Source organism: Curtobacterium sp. BNK-1 (assembly GCF_048685235.1).
Classification (GTDB): Bacteria; Pseudomonadota; Gammaproteobacteria; order Enterobacterales; family Enterobacteriaceae; genus Pantoea; species Pantoea agglomerans.
The window spans coordinates 737,599-754,795 of the sequence record NZ_JBLQTJ010000001.1 but is presented as its reverse complement, the minus strand read 5'-3'; the positions used below and the strand labels follow the sequence as shown (position 1 = coordinate 754,795).

The 17,197-nt window shown below is 52.3% G+C and carries 14 protein-coding genes; 7 read left to right on the top strand and 7 right to left on the bottom strand.

Annotated elements, in window-relative coordinates; translation table 11 throughout:
• Positions 1–63: 63 nt before the first annotated feature.
• The 7 genes from ppiD to bolA all read right to left on the bottom strand — a co-directional run bounded on the left by ppiD (position 64) and on the right by bolA (position 9,486).
• Positions 64–1,932 carry a peptidylprolyl isomerase gene (gene ppiD, locus ACMGGP_RS03385; protein ID WP_022626118.1) on the bottom strand — a complete coding sequence of 623 codons (1,869 nt, stop codon included), beginning with the start codon at positions 1,930–1,932 and terminating at the stop codon, positions 64–66.
• Positions 1,933–2,179: 247 nt separating this feature from the next.
• Positions 2,180–2,452 carry a nucleoid-associated protein HU-beta gene (gene hupB / locus ACMGGP_RS03380; RefSeq protein ID WP_009091701.1) on the bottom strand — a complete coding sequence of 91 codons (273 nt, stop codon included), beginning with the start codon at positions 2,450–2,452 and terminating at the stop codon, positions 2,180–2,182.
• Positions 2,453–2,666: 214 nt separating this feature from the next.
• Entirely contained in the window at positions 2,667–5,021 is a 2,355-nt protein-coding gene (gene lon, locus ACMGGP_RS03375) for an endopeptidase La (RefSeq protein ID WP_010671206.1), read from the bottom strand.
• A gap of 186 nt (positions 5,022–5,207) precedes the next feature.
• Positions 5,208–6,479, bottom strand: coding sequence for an ATP-dependent protease ATP-binding subunit ClpX (gene clpX / locus ACMGGP_RS03370; protein ID WP_010671205.1), 1,272 nt, complete (start codon positions 6,477–6,479; stop codon positions 5,208–5,210).
• A gap of 134 nt (positions 6,480–6,613) precedes the next feature.
• Positions 6,614–7,237, bottom strand: coding sequence for an ATP-dependent Clp endopeptidase proteolytic subunit ClpP (clpP, locus tag ACMGGP_RS03365; RefSeq protein ID WP_010255410.1), 624 nt, complete (start codon positions 7,235–7,237; stop codon positions 6,614–6,616).
• 336 nt (positions 7,238–7,573) lie between these two features.
• On the bottom strand, positions 7,574–8,878 hold the full coding sequence (gene tig, locus ACMGGP_RS03360) for a trigger factor (RefSeq protein ID WP_187499831.1): 1,305 nt from the start codon (positions 8,876–8,878) through the stop codon (positions 7,574–7,576).
• A gap of 293 nt (positions 8,879–9,171) precedes the next feature.
• Complete coding sequence (bolA, locus tag ACMGGP_RS03355; protein ID WP_008924895.1) at positions 9,172–9,486, bottom strand: transcriptional regulator BolA; 315 nt, start codon at positions 9,484–9,486, stop codon at positions 9,172–9,174.
• A 286-nt stretch (positions 9,487–9,772) separates the two neighbouring features.
• Between bolA and ACMGGP_RS03350 the strand changes: the two genes are divergently transcribed.
• From ACMGGP_RS03350 to cyoE, 7 genes are all read left to right on the top strand, one after another.
• A complete protein-coding gene (locus tag ACMGGP_RS03350) occupies positions 9,773–10,351 on the top strand; it encodes a lipoprotein (RefSeq protein ID WP_010255406.1) in 579 nt (192 codons plus the stop codon).
• Between the two features lie 57 nt (positions 10,352–10,408).
• Complete coding sequence (gene ampG / locus ACMGGP_RS03345) at positions 10,409–11,899, top strand: muropeptide MFS transporter AmpG (RefSeq protein WP_010255404.1); 1,491 nt, start codon at positions 10,409–10,411, stop codon at positions 11,897–11,899.
• 444 nt (positions 11,900–12,343) lie between these two features.
• Complete coding sequence (cyoA, locus tag ACMGGP_RS03340) at positions 12,344–13,270, top strand: cytochrome o ubiquinol oxidase subunit II (RefSeq protein ID WP_010255402.1); 927 nt, start codon at positions 12,344–12,346, stop codon at positions 13,268–13,270.
• A gap of 4 nt (positions 13,271–13,274) precedes the next feature.
• Positions 13,275–15,257: a cytochrome o ubiquinol oxidase subunit I gene (gene cyoB / locus ACMGGP_RS03335; protein WP_010255400.1), complete on the top strand. Its 1,983-nt coding sequence runs from the start codon at positions 13,275–13,277 to the stop codon at positions 15,255–15,257.
• Positions 15,257–15,874: a cytochrome o ubiquinol oxidase subunit III gene (locus tag ACMGGP_RS03330; protein ID WP_009091720.1), complete on the top strand. Its 618-nt coding sequence runs from the start codon at positions 15,257–15,259 to the stop codon at positions 15,872–15,874. Before cyoB ends, ACMGGP_RS03330 begins: the two co-directional genes overlap by 1 nt.
• Entirely contained in the window at positions 15,874–16,203 is a 330-nt protein-coding gene (locus tag ACMGGP_RS03325) for a cytochrome o ubiquinol oxidase subunit IV (protein WP_008924889.1), read from the top strand. Before ACMGGP_RS03330 ends, ACMGGP_RS03325 begins: the two co-directional genes overlap by 1 nt.
• A 13-nt stretch (positions 16,204–16,216) precedes the next feature.
• Positions 16,217–17,104, top strand: coding sequence for a heme o synthase (gene cyoE, locus ACMGGP_RS03320; protein WP_010255394.1), 888 nt, complete (start codon positions 16,217–16,219; stop codon positions 17,102–17,104).
• Positions 17,105–17,197 lie beyond the last annotated feature (93 nt).

Sequence of the window (17,197 nt, the reverse complement as noted above, 5' to 3'; positions counted from 1 at the left end):
AAATGGAAAAGGCCGCGAATGCGGCCTTTGATTGTTACAGTCGTTGCGCAGTTTCTGCGAGGCTTACTGCATTTGTGCGGCAGCGCCGTACTTAATTTTGGCCTCTTTACGCAGGTTTTGCAGTAACGCTTCAAACGCCAGCTGCGCATTATTCTGCGTAACGCCTTTGACCATTTCGTCAATCTGCGCCTGCGGCATGCTGCCGGTTTTAACTTTATCAACCGCCACCAGTACCACATTGCCCTGCATATCTTCGCTGACACCCCAGGAAGGTTTATTTTCCGCAGGCTGAGGCAGGTTAAAGGCAGTCTGTGCCACCGGATCCTGCGCATTGCGATCAACGGTCTTGCTGGCGCTCAGCGTCAGACCTGCGGCAGTCAGCGCATCCTGCTTACCGGCTTTGAGATCGGCCAGCAGCTTATCGGCCTGAGCTTTGGCCTGCTGCGTCGCTTTATCATGCTTAAGCGTGTCAGTGATCTGCGCCTTAACCTGCTCAAGCGGTTTTACCGCTTCCGGTTTATGCTCACTGATACGCAGCACAAAGGCACGATCGCCATCGACAGTGATGATATCGGAGTTGTTGCCCGGCGCGCCGTTTTGCCCGACCAGACCGCCATTAAAGATCGCCTGCTTCACTGCATCAAAGTTAAGCTCATCTGGCAGCGTATCCTGACTGAACCAGCCAGTCTCTTTCGCTTTCAGACCAGAAGCCTGCTCTGCACCCGCCAGTGACTCATTGTCATTGCTGGCCGCTTCGCTGACTTTCTGTTGCACTTTGTAGAAGGCATCAACGCCCTTCTCCTGCTTCACTTTCGCTGCAATGGCGCTGCGCACTTCATCCAGTGGTTTAACCTGCTCTGGCTGAATATCGTCAAGACGAACCACCAGGAAGCCCACTGAAGATTTGATGACGCCTGACATCTGGCCTTTCTCAGTCAGACCGGCATTTTTCAGCTCATCCGGCGTCGTAGAGGGTTCCAGCCAGCCCATATCGCCGCCCTTACGCGCAGAGATCGGGTCAATGGATTTGGCTTTTGCCACGTCAGCGAAGCTGGCACCTGCTTTCAGCTGCGCCAGGACCGCACTGGCATCGGCTTCAGTTTTGGTCTGAATGACGCTGTAGCGCGTACGCTGTGGCTGCGAATAGTCCGCTTTATGCTGGTCGTACCAGGCCTGAATGTCGGCCTCGCTGGCATCCTGCTGCATGCTGGCCGCATCCATCAGGAGGTAGCTGACACGGAACTGCTCTGGTGCCATAAAGCTGGTTTTATGCTGCTGATAATACTGACTGATTTCGTCGTCAGTAACGGCCTGCTTCGCCGCCAGTGCATTGACGTCCAGCGTCGCCTGACGAATCTCACGCTGCTGTGAAACCAGGTCCACCAGTTTGCTGGCTTCGCCTTTCAGCGTGAAGTCGGTGTTAGCCACGGCATTGATCAGCTGTTGATTAGAGAGCTGCTTACGCAACGCTTCGGCATACTGGTCGGCGCTGAAGCCCATATTGCTGATCAGACTCAGATATTTGGCATTGTCGAATTTACCGTTGGTCTGAAAAGCCTGCTGATTGAAGATAGCCTGCTTCACCTGATCGTCACTGATGCTGAGGTGGAGATCTTTGATGTAGCTATCAAGCAGCGCCTGATCGATTAGCTGCGACAGCGCCTGCTGGCGAATCTGCTGCATGTAGCCATCGTTGCTGGCCAGCTGTGAGAACTGATCGCCCAGCATCTGCTGCTGACGACTGCGCTCGCTGTTGAACGCCTGCTCCAGCTGTCCCCGGCTAATCTCCTGGCCGTTAACTTTGGCCGCATAGTCGTTATTGCCGCCAATCAGATAGTTGCCAACGCCCGTCAGCACAAAGGAGAGGATAATCAGCCCCAAAATAATCTTGAGCACGACATGGTTCGACGCCGCGCGTAAATTGTCCATCATGGTATGGCAACACTCCGCTGTAGTGTGAATGTAAAGCTCGGTCGCAATTCGCCATTGGCTGGCGACTCACGCAACTGCTGGCTTAGCTGGCAGTCTCAATCCGGTCCAGGTCCATCTTACGGCCCGATTCTCACCGGTTAAAACAAAAAAGGCACATCTGATTGATGTGCCCGTATGTTACATGAGAACGGGTTAATCGTCCTCTAATCCACTGAAGAAAATGCGTCAATGAATCTATTCGTTGTTATTAATTGACAGCGTCTTTCAATGCTTTACCAGCACGGAAGCCTGGTACTTTACCGGCCGGGATGGTGATCTCTTTACCGGTTTGCGGGTTGCGGCCGGTACGTGCAGCGCGGTCACGCACAGAGAATGTGCCGAAACCTACCAGAGCCACTTCATCACCGTCTTTCAGCGCATCTGAAACTGAGCCCATAAATGCATCTAAAACACGTCCCGCTGCAGCTTTAGAAATATCAGCATCGGCAGCAATTTTGTCGATCAATTGTGACTTATTCACTCTCTTCATCCCCTCTTTTATTATTTCACATCGTACCCTGCATCCGGCAGGGTGCGAACGCGCAGCAAGTTATATCAAGCCTGTGGAGCCGAAACAACGGAATTTCTCTGAGAACGTCGCGTCGGCAGCCACCTAAATTAACGGCACAAAAAAAAGCTGGCAAGCGCCAATTGCCTTGCCAGCTCCGCTTTTTAACGGTTTTTGCCGTTAATCACTATTTTGCTGTTACAACCTGCATACCGTATGGCGCATTTTCCAGTGCCAGATTCAGCACCTCTTCAATGCGTTTCACCGGATGAATCTCCAGATCGGCAATCACGTTCTGTGGAATCTCTTCCAGGTCGCGCTTGTTGTCGTCAGGGATCAGCACGGTTTTAATGCCACCACGGTGCGCTGCCAGCAGTTTCTCTTTCAGCCCGCCAATTGGCAACACCTGACCACGCAGGGTGATCTCACCGGTCATCGCCACATCCGCCCGCACCGGGTTACCGGTCAGACAGGAGACCAGGGCAGTACACATGGCGATACCGGCACTTGGACCATCTTTCGGCGTAGCGCCTTCAGGGACGTGAACGTGAATATCACGTTTTTCGTAGAAGTCACCATTGATGCCCAGCTTCTCGGCACGCGCACGCACCACGGTCAGCGCAGCCTGAATCGACTCCTGCATCACTTCACCCAGAGAACCGGTGTAAGTCAGCTTGCCTTTACCTGGTACGCAGGCGGTTTCGATAGTCAGCAAATCGCCACCCACTTCCGTCCACGCCAGACCCGTTACCTGACCCACACGGTTTTCGCTGTCCGCACGACCGTAGTCGAAGCGCTGAACGCCCAGGAAATCCTTGAGGTTTTCGCCATTGATGTTGATGTGCTTTTTCGTCTTGTCCATCAGCAGTGATTTCACCGCTTTACGGCACAATTTCGACAGCTCACGCTCAAGGCTACGCACACCGGCTTCACGGGTGTAGTAACGGATAATGCCCACAATCGCGCTGTCTTCAACCGTAATTTCATTGGCTTTCAGGGCGTTGCGCTCAATCTGCTTGGTCAGCAGATGCTGCTTAGCGATGTTCAGTTTTTCATCTTCGGTGTAACCCGACAGACGAATCACTTCCATACGGTCCAGCAGCGGTGCCGGGATGTTCATTGAGTTCGATGTAGCAACGAACATCACATCAGAGAGGTCATAGTCGACTTCCAGATAGTGGTCGTTGAACGCAATGTTCTGCTCAGGATCAAGCACTTCCAGCAGCGCTGAAGCCGGATCGCCGCGCATGTCAGAGGACATTTTGTCGATTTCATCCAGCAGGAACAGTGGGTTTTTAACCCCGACTTTCGCCATTTTCTGGATTAATTTACCCGGCATAGAGCCGATGTAAGTACGACGGTGACCGCGGATTTCAGCTTCATCACGCACGCCACCCAGCGCCATACGCACATATTTGCGTCCGGTCGCTTTGGCGATCGACTGACCGAGAGAGGTTTTACCTACCCCTGGCGGTCCGACCAGGCACAAAATCGGCCCTTTGATTTTGCTGACGCGACTCTGAACCGCAAGATACTCAAGAATACGATCCTTCACGCGCTCCAGCCCGTAATGGTCGGTATCCAGCGTCTCCTGCGCTTTACGCAGATCTTTCTTCACTTTGCTGCGCGCGTTCCACGGAACCTGCACCATCCAGTCGATATAGCCGCGAACCACGGTCGCTTCAGCGGACATCGGGGACATCATCTTCAGCTTCTGCAGCTCAGCTTCCGCTTTCTCGCGCGCTTCTTCCGGCATTTTTGCCGCATCGATTTTGCGTTTTAACGCTTCGTACTCGTCGGGCGCGTCGTCCATCTCGCCCAGCTCTTTCTGAATCGCCTTCATCTGCTCATTCAGATAGTACTCGCGCTGGCTCTTCTCCATCTGCTTCTTAACACGGTTGCGAATGCGCTTCTCAACCTGCAGCAGATCGATTTCAGATTCCATCATCGCCATCAGATATTCCAGACGTTCGTTGACGTCGGACATCTCCAGCACAGACTGTTTGTCTGCCAGCTTCAGTGGCATATGTGCTGCGACGGTGTCGGCAAGGCGGGCCGCATCGTCAATGTTGTTCAGCGAGGTTAAAACCTCGGGTGGGATCTTTTTGTTGAGTTTGATGTAGCCTTCAAACTGATTGATCGCCGTGCGCACCAGCACTTCCTGCTCGCGCTCTTCAATCTCTGGCGAAACCAGATATTCAGCTTGTGCCACAAAATGGTCACCGTTATCGGCCAGCGTCGTAATGTGGGCGCGCTGTAAACCTTCGACCAGGACTTTGACGGTGCCATCCGGCAGTTTCAGCATTTGTAATACTGAGGCAACGGTCCCTACTGAGAAGAGATCGTTAATGCCAGGTTCATCCGTTGAAGCCTCTTTCTGTGCGACCAGCATGATTTTTTTATCATGATCCATTGCGGCTTCAAGGCACCGAATTGATTTTTCCCGGCCAACAAACAACGGAATTACCATGTGCGGATAAACCACCACGTCGCGCAGCGGCAACACGGGGATTTCAATGCGTTCAGAACGCTCAGGATTCATAGAGCTCTCTCTTTGTTTAATGTCCGCCAGGTGATGGGAACCGCATCAGGCAGGTATGCAGTTAAACCCACAGGTATCTGAGTATATGGGGATGATTGTCCGACATTCAACGTCACAGAGGCGAGAAAAGCAAAAGGGGAAACATTTTCCCCTTTTTTATTACGACAAGATGGACGATCTGTTTAATTATTCGCCAGATGCCTGGGCTTCATGCTTACCGTAGATCAACATGGGCTCAGACTGACCTTCAATAACTGATTCATCAATCACTACTTTTTCCACGTCGTCCATGGAAGGCAGGTCATACATCGTTTCCAGTAACGCGCCTTCTACAATTGAACGCAGACCACGTGCACCGGTTTTACGTGACATCGCTTTCTTAGCAATGGCGGTTAACGCCTCGTCACGGAACTCCAGCTCAACGCCTTCCAGGTTAAACAGCGCCTGGTACTGTTTGGTCAGGGCGTTCTTAGGCTCACGCAGAATCTGAATCAGCGCTTCTTCGCTCAGCTCGCTCAGGGTCGCAACAACAGGCAGACGACCGATGAACTCAGGGATCAGACCAAATTTGATCAAATCTTCTGGTTCACACTGCGCAAGCAGTTCGCCTTCGCTGGCTTTCTGCGATTTCCCTTTCACGGTCGCGCCGAAGCCGATACCGGATCCGGTTTCAACACGCTGGGCAATTACTTTGTCCAGGCCGGCAAATGCGCCGCCGCAGATAAATAGAATTTTAGAGGTATCAACCTGCAAAAATTCCTGCTGCGGATGCTTACGTCCACCCTGCGGGGGAACGGCAGCCACGGTGCCTTCAATCAGTTTAAGCAGTGCCTGCTGTACGCCTTCGCCTGACACGTCACGGGTAATCGACGGGTTATCAGACTTACGTGAGATTTTGTCGATTTCATCGATGTAAACGATGCCGCGCTGTGCTTTCTGTACGTCGTAGTCGCATTTCTGCAGCAGTTTCTGGATGATGTTTTCAACATCTTCACCCACGTAACCGGCTTCAGTCAGCGTGGTGGCATCAGCCATGGTAAACGGCACATCCAGCAGGCGTGCCAGCGTTTCTGCCAGCAGCGTTTTACCACTACCGGTCGGGCCAATCAGCAGAATGTTGCTTTTGCCCAGCTCGATACCATTGCTGGTATCGCCGTTGCGCAGACGCTTGTAGTGGTTGTAAACCGCAACCGCCAGCACTTTCTTCGCTCTTTCCTGACCGATGACATAATCATCGAGGTGATGGCGAATTTCATGTGGGGTTGGCAACGCACTACGTTCACGATGCGGGGCAACTTCCTTAATCTCTTCGCGAATGATGTCGTTGCACAGGTCAACACACTCATCGCAGATATACACTGACGGCCCGGCAATCAGCTTTCGCACTTCATGCTGGCTTTTGCCGCAAAAAGAGCAGTACAGCAACTTTCCTGAACCGTCTTTGCGCTTATCTGTCATCAGTTAACCTCTTCTTGTTCTCAGGCCATACCCGCGTACGGCTCAGGCCGTGCGGAGACGGCCGAAATTCATTCAACCCATAATAGTACCGTTGTCCTGTTAACTATAGACCAGGGACAACGGTAAGTCGGGTCTTATTGGCGATGCGTCAGAATTGAATCGACTAATCCATACTCTACCGCTTCATTTGCAGAGAGGAAACGGTCACGCTCGGTGTCACGCTCAATTTCTTCCAGCGTTTTACCGGTGTGCTCAGCCATCAGCTCATTCATACGCTGCTTAACTTTAAGGATTTCGCGCGCATGGATCTCGATGTCTGACGCCTGACCCTGATAACCGCCCAGCGGTTGGTGGATCATCACACGTGAGTTTGGCAGACAGAAACGTTTGCCTTTGGTCCCCGCCGTCAGCAGGAAAGCACCCATAGAACAGGCCTGACCCATACAGATAGTGCTGACATCCGGTTTGATAAATTTCATGGTGTCGTAGATCGACATACCGGCCGTGATGACACCGCCTGGTGAGTTAATGTAGAGATAGATATCTTTTTCCGGGTTTTCAGCTTCCAGAAACAGCATCTGCGCCACAATCAGATTAGCCATGTGGTCTTCGACCTGGCCAGTCAGAAAAATGACGCGCTCTTTAAGCAGACGGGAGTAGATGTCGTAAGAACGCTCACCACGCGAAGTTTGTTCAACCACCATTGGCACCAGCGCATTGTGCGGTGCTGTATATTCACGATCGCCACTGTATGACATTACCGTCTCCTGGATAAATTTCATTGGCAACATTCTGTACCGATTCTACGTAAGACGCGCGGGAAACTCCACGCCGCGCCTTTTTCCGACACCTTCAGGACGGTTAATCAGCCAGCCTCACTCTTATTTCTGCATACTCCCTGTATCTGGGGATGCTGCACGCATGTTTCAAGCATAACAATCTTTTCCCTGTTCGCTAACCCGGAAAAAGCGATGCGTGAATAATTCGCCTGTTTATTAAACAAATAGCGGCGAAGAGTGGCTATCCGGACGCAAAACACAAAAAAGCCCGCGACTTTGCAGTCACGGGCTTAGCACAGACGGTTAAATGCGTGATCAGGCCTGAGCGGTCTGATTCATCAGATCCTGGAAGTTGGTCTCTTTCTCGGTCACTTTAGCTTTCGCCAGGACCGCTTCAACCGCTTGCTCTTCCAGCGCAACGTTGCGCATATTGTTCATCAGCTCGTTATTCTTGCTGTAGAACTCGATCACTTCCTGCGGATCTTCATACGCAGAAGCCATCTCTTCGATCATGGTGCTTACGCGCGCTTCGTCAGCTTTCAGCTCGTGGGTACGAATCACTTCGCCCAGCAGAAGACCGACAACAACACGGCGTTTAGCCTGCTCTTCGAACAGTTCGCGTGGCAGTTCCAGCGCCTGCTGTTCGTTGCCACCGAAACGCTGTGCAGCCTGACGACGCAGAACGTCGATTTCGCTGTCAACCAGCGCAGCTGGCACGTCGATTTCGTTCGCTTCAACCAGACCGTCGATTGCCTGAGTTTTGATGCGATTACGGATAGCGCCTTTCAGCTCGCGATCCATGTTCTTACGCACTTCAGTACGCAGACCGGCAACTGAACCATCTTCAACGCCGAAACGTTTGATGAACTCTTCAGTCAGCTCTGGCAGTTCGCGCGTTTCAACTTTCTTCAGCACGATCTCGAACTTCGCATCTTTCCCTTTCAGGTTTTCTGCGTGGTAGTCGTCCGGGAATTTCACGTCGATAGTGAAAGTTTCGCCCGCTTTGTGACCCACAACGCCTTCTTCAAAGCCTGGGATCATGCGGCCCTGGCCCATGGCCAGAACGAAATCAGAGGCTTTGCCGCCTTCGAACTCTTCACCTTCCACAGAACCGTTGAAATCGATAGTGGCACGATCTTCCGGACCTGCTGCAGCGTCGCTTTCGATCCAGTTGGCCTGCTGCTTGCGCAGAGTGTCCAGCATGGTATCAACGTCAGCATCAGTTACTTCAACGACAGGTTTTTCGACTTCGATGTTTTCCAGGCCTTTCAGCTCAACTTCCGGATAGACTTCGAATTCAACCGCGTAGGTGAAATCCTGACCTTCTTTGTATTCGCCTGGCACGTAGTTCGGTGCGCCAGCCGGATTAATTTTTTCTTTGATGATGGCGTCAACAAAGTTGCGCGTCATCAGCTCGCCCAGCACGTCCTGACGGACAGAAGCGCCGTAACGCTGTGCCACGATGTTCATCGGCACTTTGCCTTTACGGAAACCATCGATGCGAACTTTCCTGGCAACGTCAACCAGTTCTTTTTTTACAGCGCTTTCGATGCTGTCAGCAGCGACAGTAATCGTAATGCGACGGCCCAGGCCCTGAGTGGTTTCTACAGAAACTTGCATCTTGTTACCTCAAAAAATCACGTGCTCGGTCAACTTCAGACACCACACATAGTGAAATGCGCCGTATCCAACAACCGGGACGGCTTCCGTGAAGAGAACCTGATCCCTGTTACCAGAAGCGTCCCGAAGACATTCCGGAAAAATAGACGCAGCATTATAGCGGCATCGCTGGAATGAGTCGAGGATGCTAACTCACCACTTTTCAGCAGGTTTGCTGCTTTTTTGAGCCAGGGATCGCGTTTTTCGCTAAATAACAGAAAAAACGGCCCGCAGGCCGTTTCAGAGAAGGGAGATCAGGCGAGTGTTCCGGCACCACGACAGTTAGGCGAAGCCAGTACGGTATCCTGCAACCCTTCCCACTCTTTCAGGGTGTAAGTATGCAGGGCTAAGGCGTGTACGCTGCCCGCTAACTCAGCGGCCAGTTCGCCATAAATCAGGCGATGACGCGCCAGAAAACGCTGGCCTGCAAAGCAGTCGCTCACGATGACCACTTTGAAGTGACTTTCCGATCCGGCAGGAACATTGTGCCGGTAACTTTCGTCGTGCACTTCCAGATGAGCTGGCTGAAACGCCACACGCAGCTTTTCTTCTATTTGTTCGCGGATCATGGCTATTACTCCTCAATGGCGAGCGCAGTGCCCCATCTCATTCAATCTTAGTCGCTTTTAGTGCGCTTACCCGTCAGCCGACGCTAAATATTGCATTTTATGTCAGGCCGCTTCCGGCACGCATAATAACGCAGCTGAAACGAACAGCAGACCGGCCTGTCAGAGAAGAGGCTTAAAACGGTTTCAGACACAATTTCCCCGGCAACAGGGCTTTTTTCACTGCCGGGCAATGCTATGATAACCGCAGTTTTTGCAAACCAACCCCCTGACACCAACGAGAAAAAGTATGTTGAAAAAACTGTTATTCCCACTGTTGGCTGCGTTCATTTTAGCCGGCTGTGCAACCAGCAATAATACCCTGACTATCCAGCCTAAAATTCAGTTACCGCAGCAGGACCCAGGCCTGATGGGCGTGACTGTCAGCATCAACGGTGCCGACCAGCGTAAAGATCAGGCGCTGGCAAAAGTAAATCGTGATGGTCAGTTAGTGACCTTAACGTCATCGCGTGACCTGCGTTTCCTGCTGCAGGAAGTGCTGGAGAAGCAGATGACAGCACGCGGCTATATGATTGGTCCTAATGGCGCGGTCGATCTGCAGATTGTGGTGAACAACCTCTATGCCGACGTCACTCAGGGCAATGTGCGCTACAGCATCACCACCAAAGCGGACATCTCTATTATCGCAACAGCGAAAAACGGCAACAAACAGGTTAAAAACTACCGCCAGACTTACAGCGTAGAAGGCGCGTTCAACGCCAATAACCAGAAGATTACCAACGCGGTGAACGCCACTATGAGCGATGTGATCGCGGATATGGCTCAGGACACCAGCGTCAACGACTTCATCAAGCAGAACGCCCGTTAATTCAGTCTCTCCTCTGCCCTGCCTTGCGCAGGGCTTTTTGTTATCTGCAGGATCCGCATGAACCACTATCTTCGCCTCTTCAGCCAGAAAAACGCCGCCGTATTGCTGCTTCTTGGTTTTGCTTCCGGACTGCCGCTGGCCCTGACATCGGGCACGTTGCAGGCGTGGATGACGGTGGAAAATGTCGACCTGAAAACCATCGGCTTCTTTTCGCTGGTCGGCCAGGCCTATGTCTTTAAGTTTCTCTGGTCACCGATGATGGACCGCTATACGCCGCCGTTTCTGGGCCGGCGTCGCGGCTGGTTACTGGTCAGTCAGCTGGCGCTGGTTGGCGGGATAATCGCGATGGGATTTCTGCAACCGGGACGCGATCTTACCCTGATGGCCGCGCTGGCCGTGCTGATTGCCTTCTGCTCCGCCTCACAGGACATCGTTTTTGACGCATGGAAAACGGACATCCTGCCGCCTGAAGAGCGTGGCAGCGGCGCGGCGATTACCGTGCTGGGGTATCGACTGGCAATGCTGATTTCCGGCGGGCTGGCGTTGTGGCTGGCTGACCGCTACCTCGGCTGGCAGGCAACCTACTGGCTGATGGCGCTGATGATGGTGCCCGGCATTATCGCCACGCTGGTGGCGAGCGAGCCAGATACCCGTATCTCCACACCCCATTCACTGCGTCAGGCGGTGGTCGATCCACTAAAAGATTTCTTTCAGCGCAACAACGCCTGGCTGCTGATTACCCTGATTATTCTTTACAAGCTGGGCGATGCGTTTGCCGCCTCGCTGACCACCACTTTTTTGATTCGCGGCGTGGGCTTCAACGCCGGTGACGTCGGTCTGGTCAACAAGACGCTGGGTCTGCTGGCGACCATTATCGGCGCGCTCTATGGCGGCGTACTGATGCAGCGTCTGAGCCTGTTCCGGGCGCTAATGATTTTCGGTCTGCTGCAGGCTGTCTCGAACTTTGGTTACTGGCTGCTGGCGGTGACCGATAAACAGTTGTGGAGCATGGCCAGCGCGGTCTTTGTTGAAAATCTCTGTGGCGGCATGGGCACCGCGGCCTTTGTGGCGCTGTTAATGACGCTGTGCAATAAGTCGTTCTCCGCTACCCAGTTCGCACTGTTGTCGGCGCTCTCAGCGGTGGGTCGGGTCTATGTTGGCCCGGCGGCGGGGTGGCTGGTGGAACTCTGGGGCTGGCCGACCTTTTATGCTTTCACGGTGATGGCGGGTCTGCCGGGCCTGGTGCTGCTGGCTTTTTGCCGACAAACATTGAATCAGGTCGAGCAAAGTGGCAATTTTCTGACACGTAGCTACTATCCTCATGGCTATCGCTGGACTAATCGTCTGTTTGCAGCCGGATGCGGCGTGCTGGCACTCTGGCTGGTGGCTCTGGCACTGAATGCGTTGGGCGTGACGGCGCTGACACCGCTGCTTACCCGCCTGTTTGAGCTGGGTATGACACTCTCCCTGCTGGCGGTGCTTTCGGGAGTGTTGCTGGACTATCGGGCGCTGAAGAGAACCCCTGCGTTGCCTGCATCAGATGCTTAAGTGAAATCGATAGGTTTACGGGCTGCGGCTTATTTTATGACACGCCGATAAGTCGCCGCCATTTATCATCGCGTGTTATTTTTTAAAAATAACAATATGACCTGAGGAGGCGTAGCGGAAATACTAAAAACCGGTGAGCAATTACTTTAGTTAAATTTCATCGCGCAAATGATGCAGACTTGTTAAATATTTGGGAGTTAAAAGTAAGGGTTATTCCTTTCCCTGATTTTTTTACGGTTACTTCCATTGGTTTTTGTTATATTGATGCCAACTGCTTGTCTGCGTTAATTATTTGTCACCTGGCGCAACATCTGTGACACCCTTAGCAAAAGGTGTCAACACGTATCTGACACATCCTTAAGCTGGTTTACACTGCATAAACCTTCCCGTAAAATGCGCGCACACTTAAACGACAATAGAGCCCTTTGTCATTGAGGTCGTTAAATGAGACTCAGTAAATACAATAAAAGTTTGGGGATTTTGTCATTAATTGCAGGCACTTTATTAATGAGTGGCTGCGATAGTGCATTGTTAAATCCCAAAGGACAGATTGCACTGGAGCAACGTTCGCTGATACTGACTGCCTTTGGCCTGATGTTGATCGTCGTCATCCCCGCAGTCCTGATGGCCGTGGTGTTTGCCTGGAAATATCGGGCGTCCAACACGAATGCGAAGTACAGCCCTAACTGGTCACACTCTAACAAAGTGGAAGCCGTGGTCTGGACCATTCCGATCCTGATCATTCTCTTCCTCAGCGTGCTGACCTGGAAATCAACCCACGCACTGGAGCCCAGCAAACCGCTGCAATCTGATGTGAAACCGGTTGAGATCGATGTGGTTGCACTGGACTGGAAATGGTTGTTCATTTACCCGGAACAGGGTATTGCGACCGTGAACCAGATTGCCTTCCCGGCAAATACTCCGGTGAACTTCAAAATCACGTCTAACTCCGTCATGAACTCTTTCTTCATCCCAACGCTCGGCAGCCAGATTTATGCGATGGCTGGTATGCAGACCAAGCTGCATCTGATTGCAAATGAGCCGGGAATTTTCGACGGTATCTCTGCGAACTTCAGTGGTCGTGGTTTCTCTGGCATGAAGTTTAAAGCCATTGCAACCAAAGACGATGCGGAATTCCAGCAGTGGGTGGCTAAAGTTAAAGCAGCCCCTAACACGCTGAACACCATGGATGATTTCGAGAAAGTGGCTGTGCCAAGCGAAAATCACCCGGTGGAATATTTCTCTTCAGCTGATCCGAAACTGTTCATGCAAGTCATCGACAAGTTCAAGATGAGCCACGGGAAAATGGACATGCCAAAACATGAAGGTATGGACATGAGTCACGCCGCTTCCGCGGGAGCCGAGGAATAATACGATGTTCGGAAAATTAACACTTGATGCAGTGCCGTACCATGAGCCGATTATCATGGTTACGGTTGCCGCTATCCTGATAGGTGGTGCAGCGCTGGTTGCTGCGCTCACCTATTTTGGTAAGTGGAAATATCTGTGGTCTGAATGGCTGACGTCAGTCGACCACAAACGCCTGGGTATCATGTACATCATCATGGCGTTCGTCATGCTGATTCGTGGTTTCGCTGATGCCATTATGATGCGTACCCAGCAGGTTATGGCTTCGGCCGGTGAAGCGGGCATTCTGCCACCGCACCACTACGACCAGATCTTTACCGCGCATGGCGTGATTATGATCTTCTTCGTGGCGATGCCGTTCGTGGTTGGCCTGATGAACATCGCGGTTCCGTTGCAGATTGGTGCACGTGACGTTGCGTTCCCGTTCCTGAACAACCTGAGCTTCTGGTTTACTGCGGTCGGTGTGATCCTGGTTAACCTGTCTCTGGGTGTGGGCGAGTTCGCACAGACCGGCTGGCTGGCTTATCCGCCGCTTTCCGGCGCGGAGTACAGTCCCGGGGTCGGGGTCGATTACTGGATCTGGAGCCTTCAGCTTTCAGGTATTGGTACGACCTTAACCGGTATTAACTTCTTCGTGACCATCCTGAAGATGCGTGCACCGGGCATGAGCCTGTTCAAAATGCCGGTATTTACCTGGACCGCGCTGTGCACCAACGTCCTGATCATCGCTGCGTTCCCGGTTCTGACCGTGACCCTGGCGCTGTTGACCCTTGATCGTTATCTCGGCTTCCATTTCTTCACCAATGAAATGGGCGGGAACATGATGATGTACGTCAACCTGATCTGGGTCTGGGGCCATCCGGAAGTGTATATCCTGGTACTGCCGGTGTTTGGTGTGTTCGCAGAAATTACCGCGACCTTCTCCAAAAAACGTCTGTTTGGTTATACCTCACTGGTGTGGGCGACCATCGCCATTACCGTGCTGTCGTTTATCGTCTGGTTGCACCACTTCTTCACCATGGGTGCAGGTGCCAACGTTAACGCCTTCTTCGGTATCATGACGATGATCATCGCGATTCCGACCGGGGTTAAAATCTTTAACTGGCTGTTCACCATGTATCAGGGCCGCATTCAGATGCACTCTGCCATGCTGTGGACCGTTGGCTTCCTGGTAACCTTCTCTGTAGGGGGTATGACCGGCGTACTGCTGGCCGTTCCGGGTGCTGACTTTATTCTGCACAACAGCCTGTTCCTGATTGCACACTTCCATAACGTTATCATCGGTGGTGTGGTGTTCGGTTGTATGGCGGGCGTGACCTACTGGTTCCCGAAAGCATTTGGCTTCACCCTGAACGAAACCTGGGGTAAGCGCGCATTCTGGTTCTGGATCATTGGCTTCTTCGTTGCCTTTATGCCGCTGTACGCACTGGGCTTCATGGGTATGACACGTCGTCTGAGCCAGGATATCGATCCACAGTTCCACACCTTACTGGTGGTAGCTGCGGGCGGTGCCGGTCTGATTGCGCTGGGTATTCTGTGTCAGCTGACCATGTTCTACGTCTCGGTACGTGACCGCGATCAGAACCGTGATGTGACGGGTGACCCATGGGGCGGTCGTACGCTGGAGTGGGCAACCTCTTCACCACCACCGTTCTATAACTTTGCTGTCATCCCGCATGTGCATGAGCGTGACGCTTTCTGGGAAATGAAAGAGAAAGGCGAAGCGTACAAACAGCCGGAATCTTATGAAGAGATTCATATGCCGAAAAACAGCGGTGCCGCAATTATCATCTGCGCATTTGCAACGGTAATGGGTTTCGCGCTGATCTGGCATATCTGGTGGCTGGCGGGTGTTTCATTCCTCGGCATGATCGTTTCCTGGATCGTGAAGAGCTTCGACGAAGACGTGGATTACTACGTTCCGGTTGCCGAAGTTCAGAAGATTGAGAACCAGCACTTTGACGAAATCAGCAAAGCAGGTCTGAAATAATGTCAACTGAAACTCTGATTAAACATCACCACGACGCCCATGCGGAGCATGGGCATCACGATGCAGGAGCCAATAAAGTCTTTGGCTTCTGGATCTACCTGATGAGTGACTGCATTATCTTCGCAACCCTGTTTGCGACCTATGCTGTCATGGTCAACAACACTGCCGGTGGCCCGGCAGGTAAAGATATCTTTGAGCTGCCGTTTGTTCTGGTAGAAACCGCCCTGCTGCTGTTGAGTTCGATCACTTACGGCATGGCTGTTATCTCCATGAACAAGGAGCAAAAAGGTGCCGTTATCGGCTGGCTGGCGCTGACCTTCCTGTTCGGTCTGGGCTTCATCGGGATGGAAATCTATGAATTCCATCATCTGATTGCTGAAGGCTTTGGTCCGGATCGCAGTGGCTTCCTGTCTGGCTTCTTTACGCTGGTCGGTACCCACGGTCTGCACGTGACCTCAGGTCTGATCTGGATGCTGGTTCTGATGTTCCAGATTTCCAAACGTGGCCTGAACGCGACTAACCGCACCCGTATCATGTGTCTGAGCCTGTTCTGGCACTTCCTGGACGTGGTCTGGATTTGCGTCTTCACCGTTGTTTACCTGATGGGAGCCATGTAATGAGTCATTCTGTTAACGAACATGGCGCTTCACACGGTAGCGTGAAGTCCTACATGATCGGCTTCATCCTCTCTATCATCCTGACGGCGATCCCGTTCTGGATGGTAATGGATGGCAGTGCATCTCACGGTACTATCCTTGGTGTTGTTCTGGTATGTGCGGTGATTCAGGTGCTGGTTCACCTGGTCTATTTCCTGCACTTAGACAGCAAATCTGAGGGTGGCTGGAACATGGTAGCCATTGTCTTCTCGGCCATCATCATCCTGATTGTCGTAGTAGGCTCACTGTGGATCATGTGGAACCTCAACTACAACATGATGCCTCACTAAAGAGTCACGCGTAATGTTTAAGCAATACCTGCAAGTTACAAAACCAGGAATTATTTTCGGGAATTTAATTTCTGTGATCGGCGGATTTCTGTTGGCTTCCAAAGGCAACACGGATTACGCCCTGTTTCTCATCACCCTGGTGGGCGTGTCACTGGTGGTTGCATCGGGTTGTGTGTTTAACAACGTGATCGACCGCGACATTGACATCAAGATGGAGAGAACCAGGAATCGGGTGCTGGTAAAAGGCCTCATCTCCGCGAAAGTAAGCCTGGTTTATGCCACTGTGCTGGGTATTGCTGGCTTTGCGTTGCTCTACTTCGGTGCTAATCCGCTGGCCATGTGGCTGGCGGTGATGGGCTTCGTGGTGTACGTGGGCATCTACAGTCTCTACATGAAGCGTAATTCCGTTTACGGTACGCTGATTGGCAGTCTGTCGGGTGCTGCGCCGCCGGTTATCGGCTACTGCGCGGTCTCTAACCAGTTTGATGCTGGCGCACTCATCCTGCTGGCGATCTTTAGCCTGTGGCAGATGCCGCATTCGTACGCGATTGCCATCTTCCGCTTTAAAGATTACCAGGCAGCGAACATCCCGGTTCTGCCGGTGGTGAAAGGCATTTCCGTGGCTAAAAATCATATTACGCTCTATATCCTGGCGTTTATGATTGCCACGCTGATGCTGACGCTGGGAGGCTACGCAGGCTACAAATATCTGGTGGTGGCTGCTGCGGTCAGCGTCTGGTGGCTGGGCATGGCGTTATCGGGTTATAAAACCGCTGATGACCGTGTCTGGGCACGTAAACTGTTTGTCTTCTCTATCGTGACCATCACCGCACTGAGCGTGATGATGTCGGTGGATTCGATGGCTCCGGCCTCGAAGGACCTGCTGACTTACGTCTGGTAACCGGCACCGATACAGCATGAAAAGGGCGCGATTTTCGCGCCCTTTCTTTTTGTTACCACTGCTTAAAAACTATTGTTTTACCCGCCCTGCCCC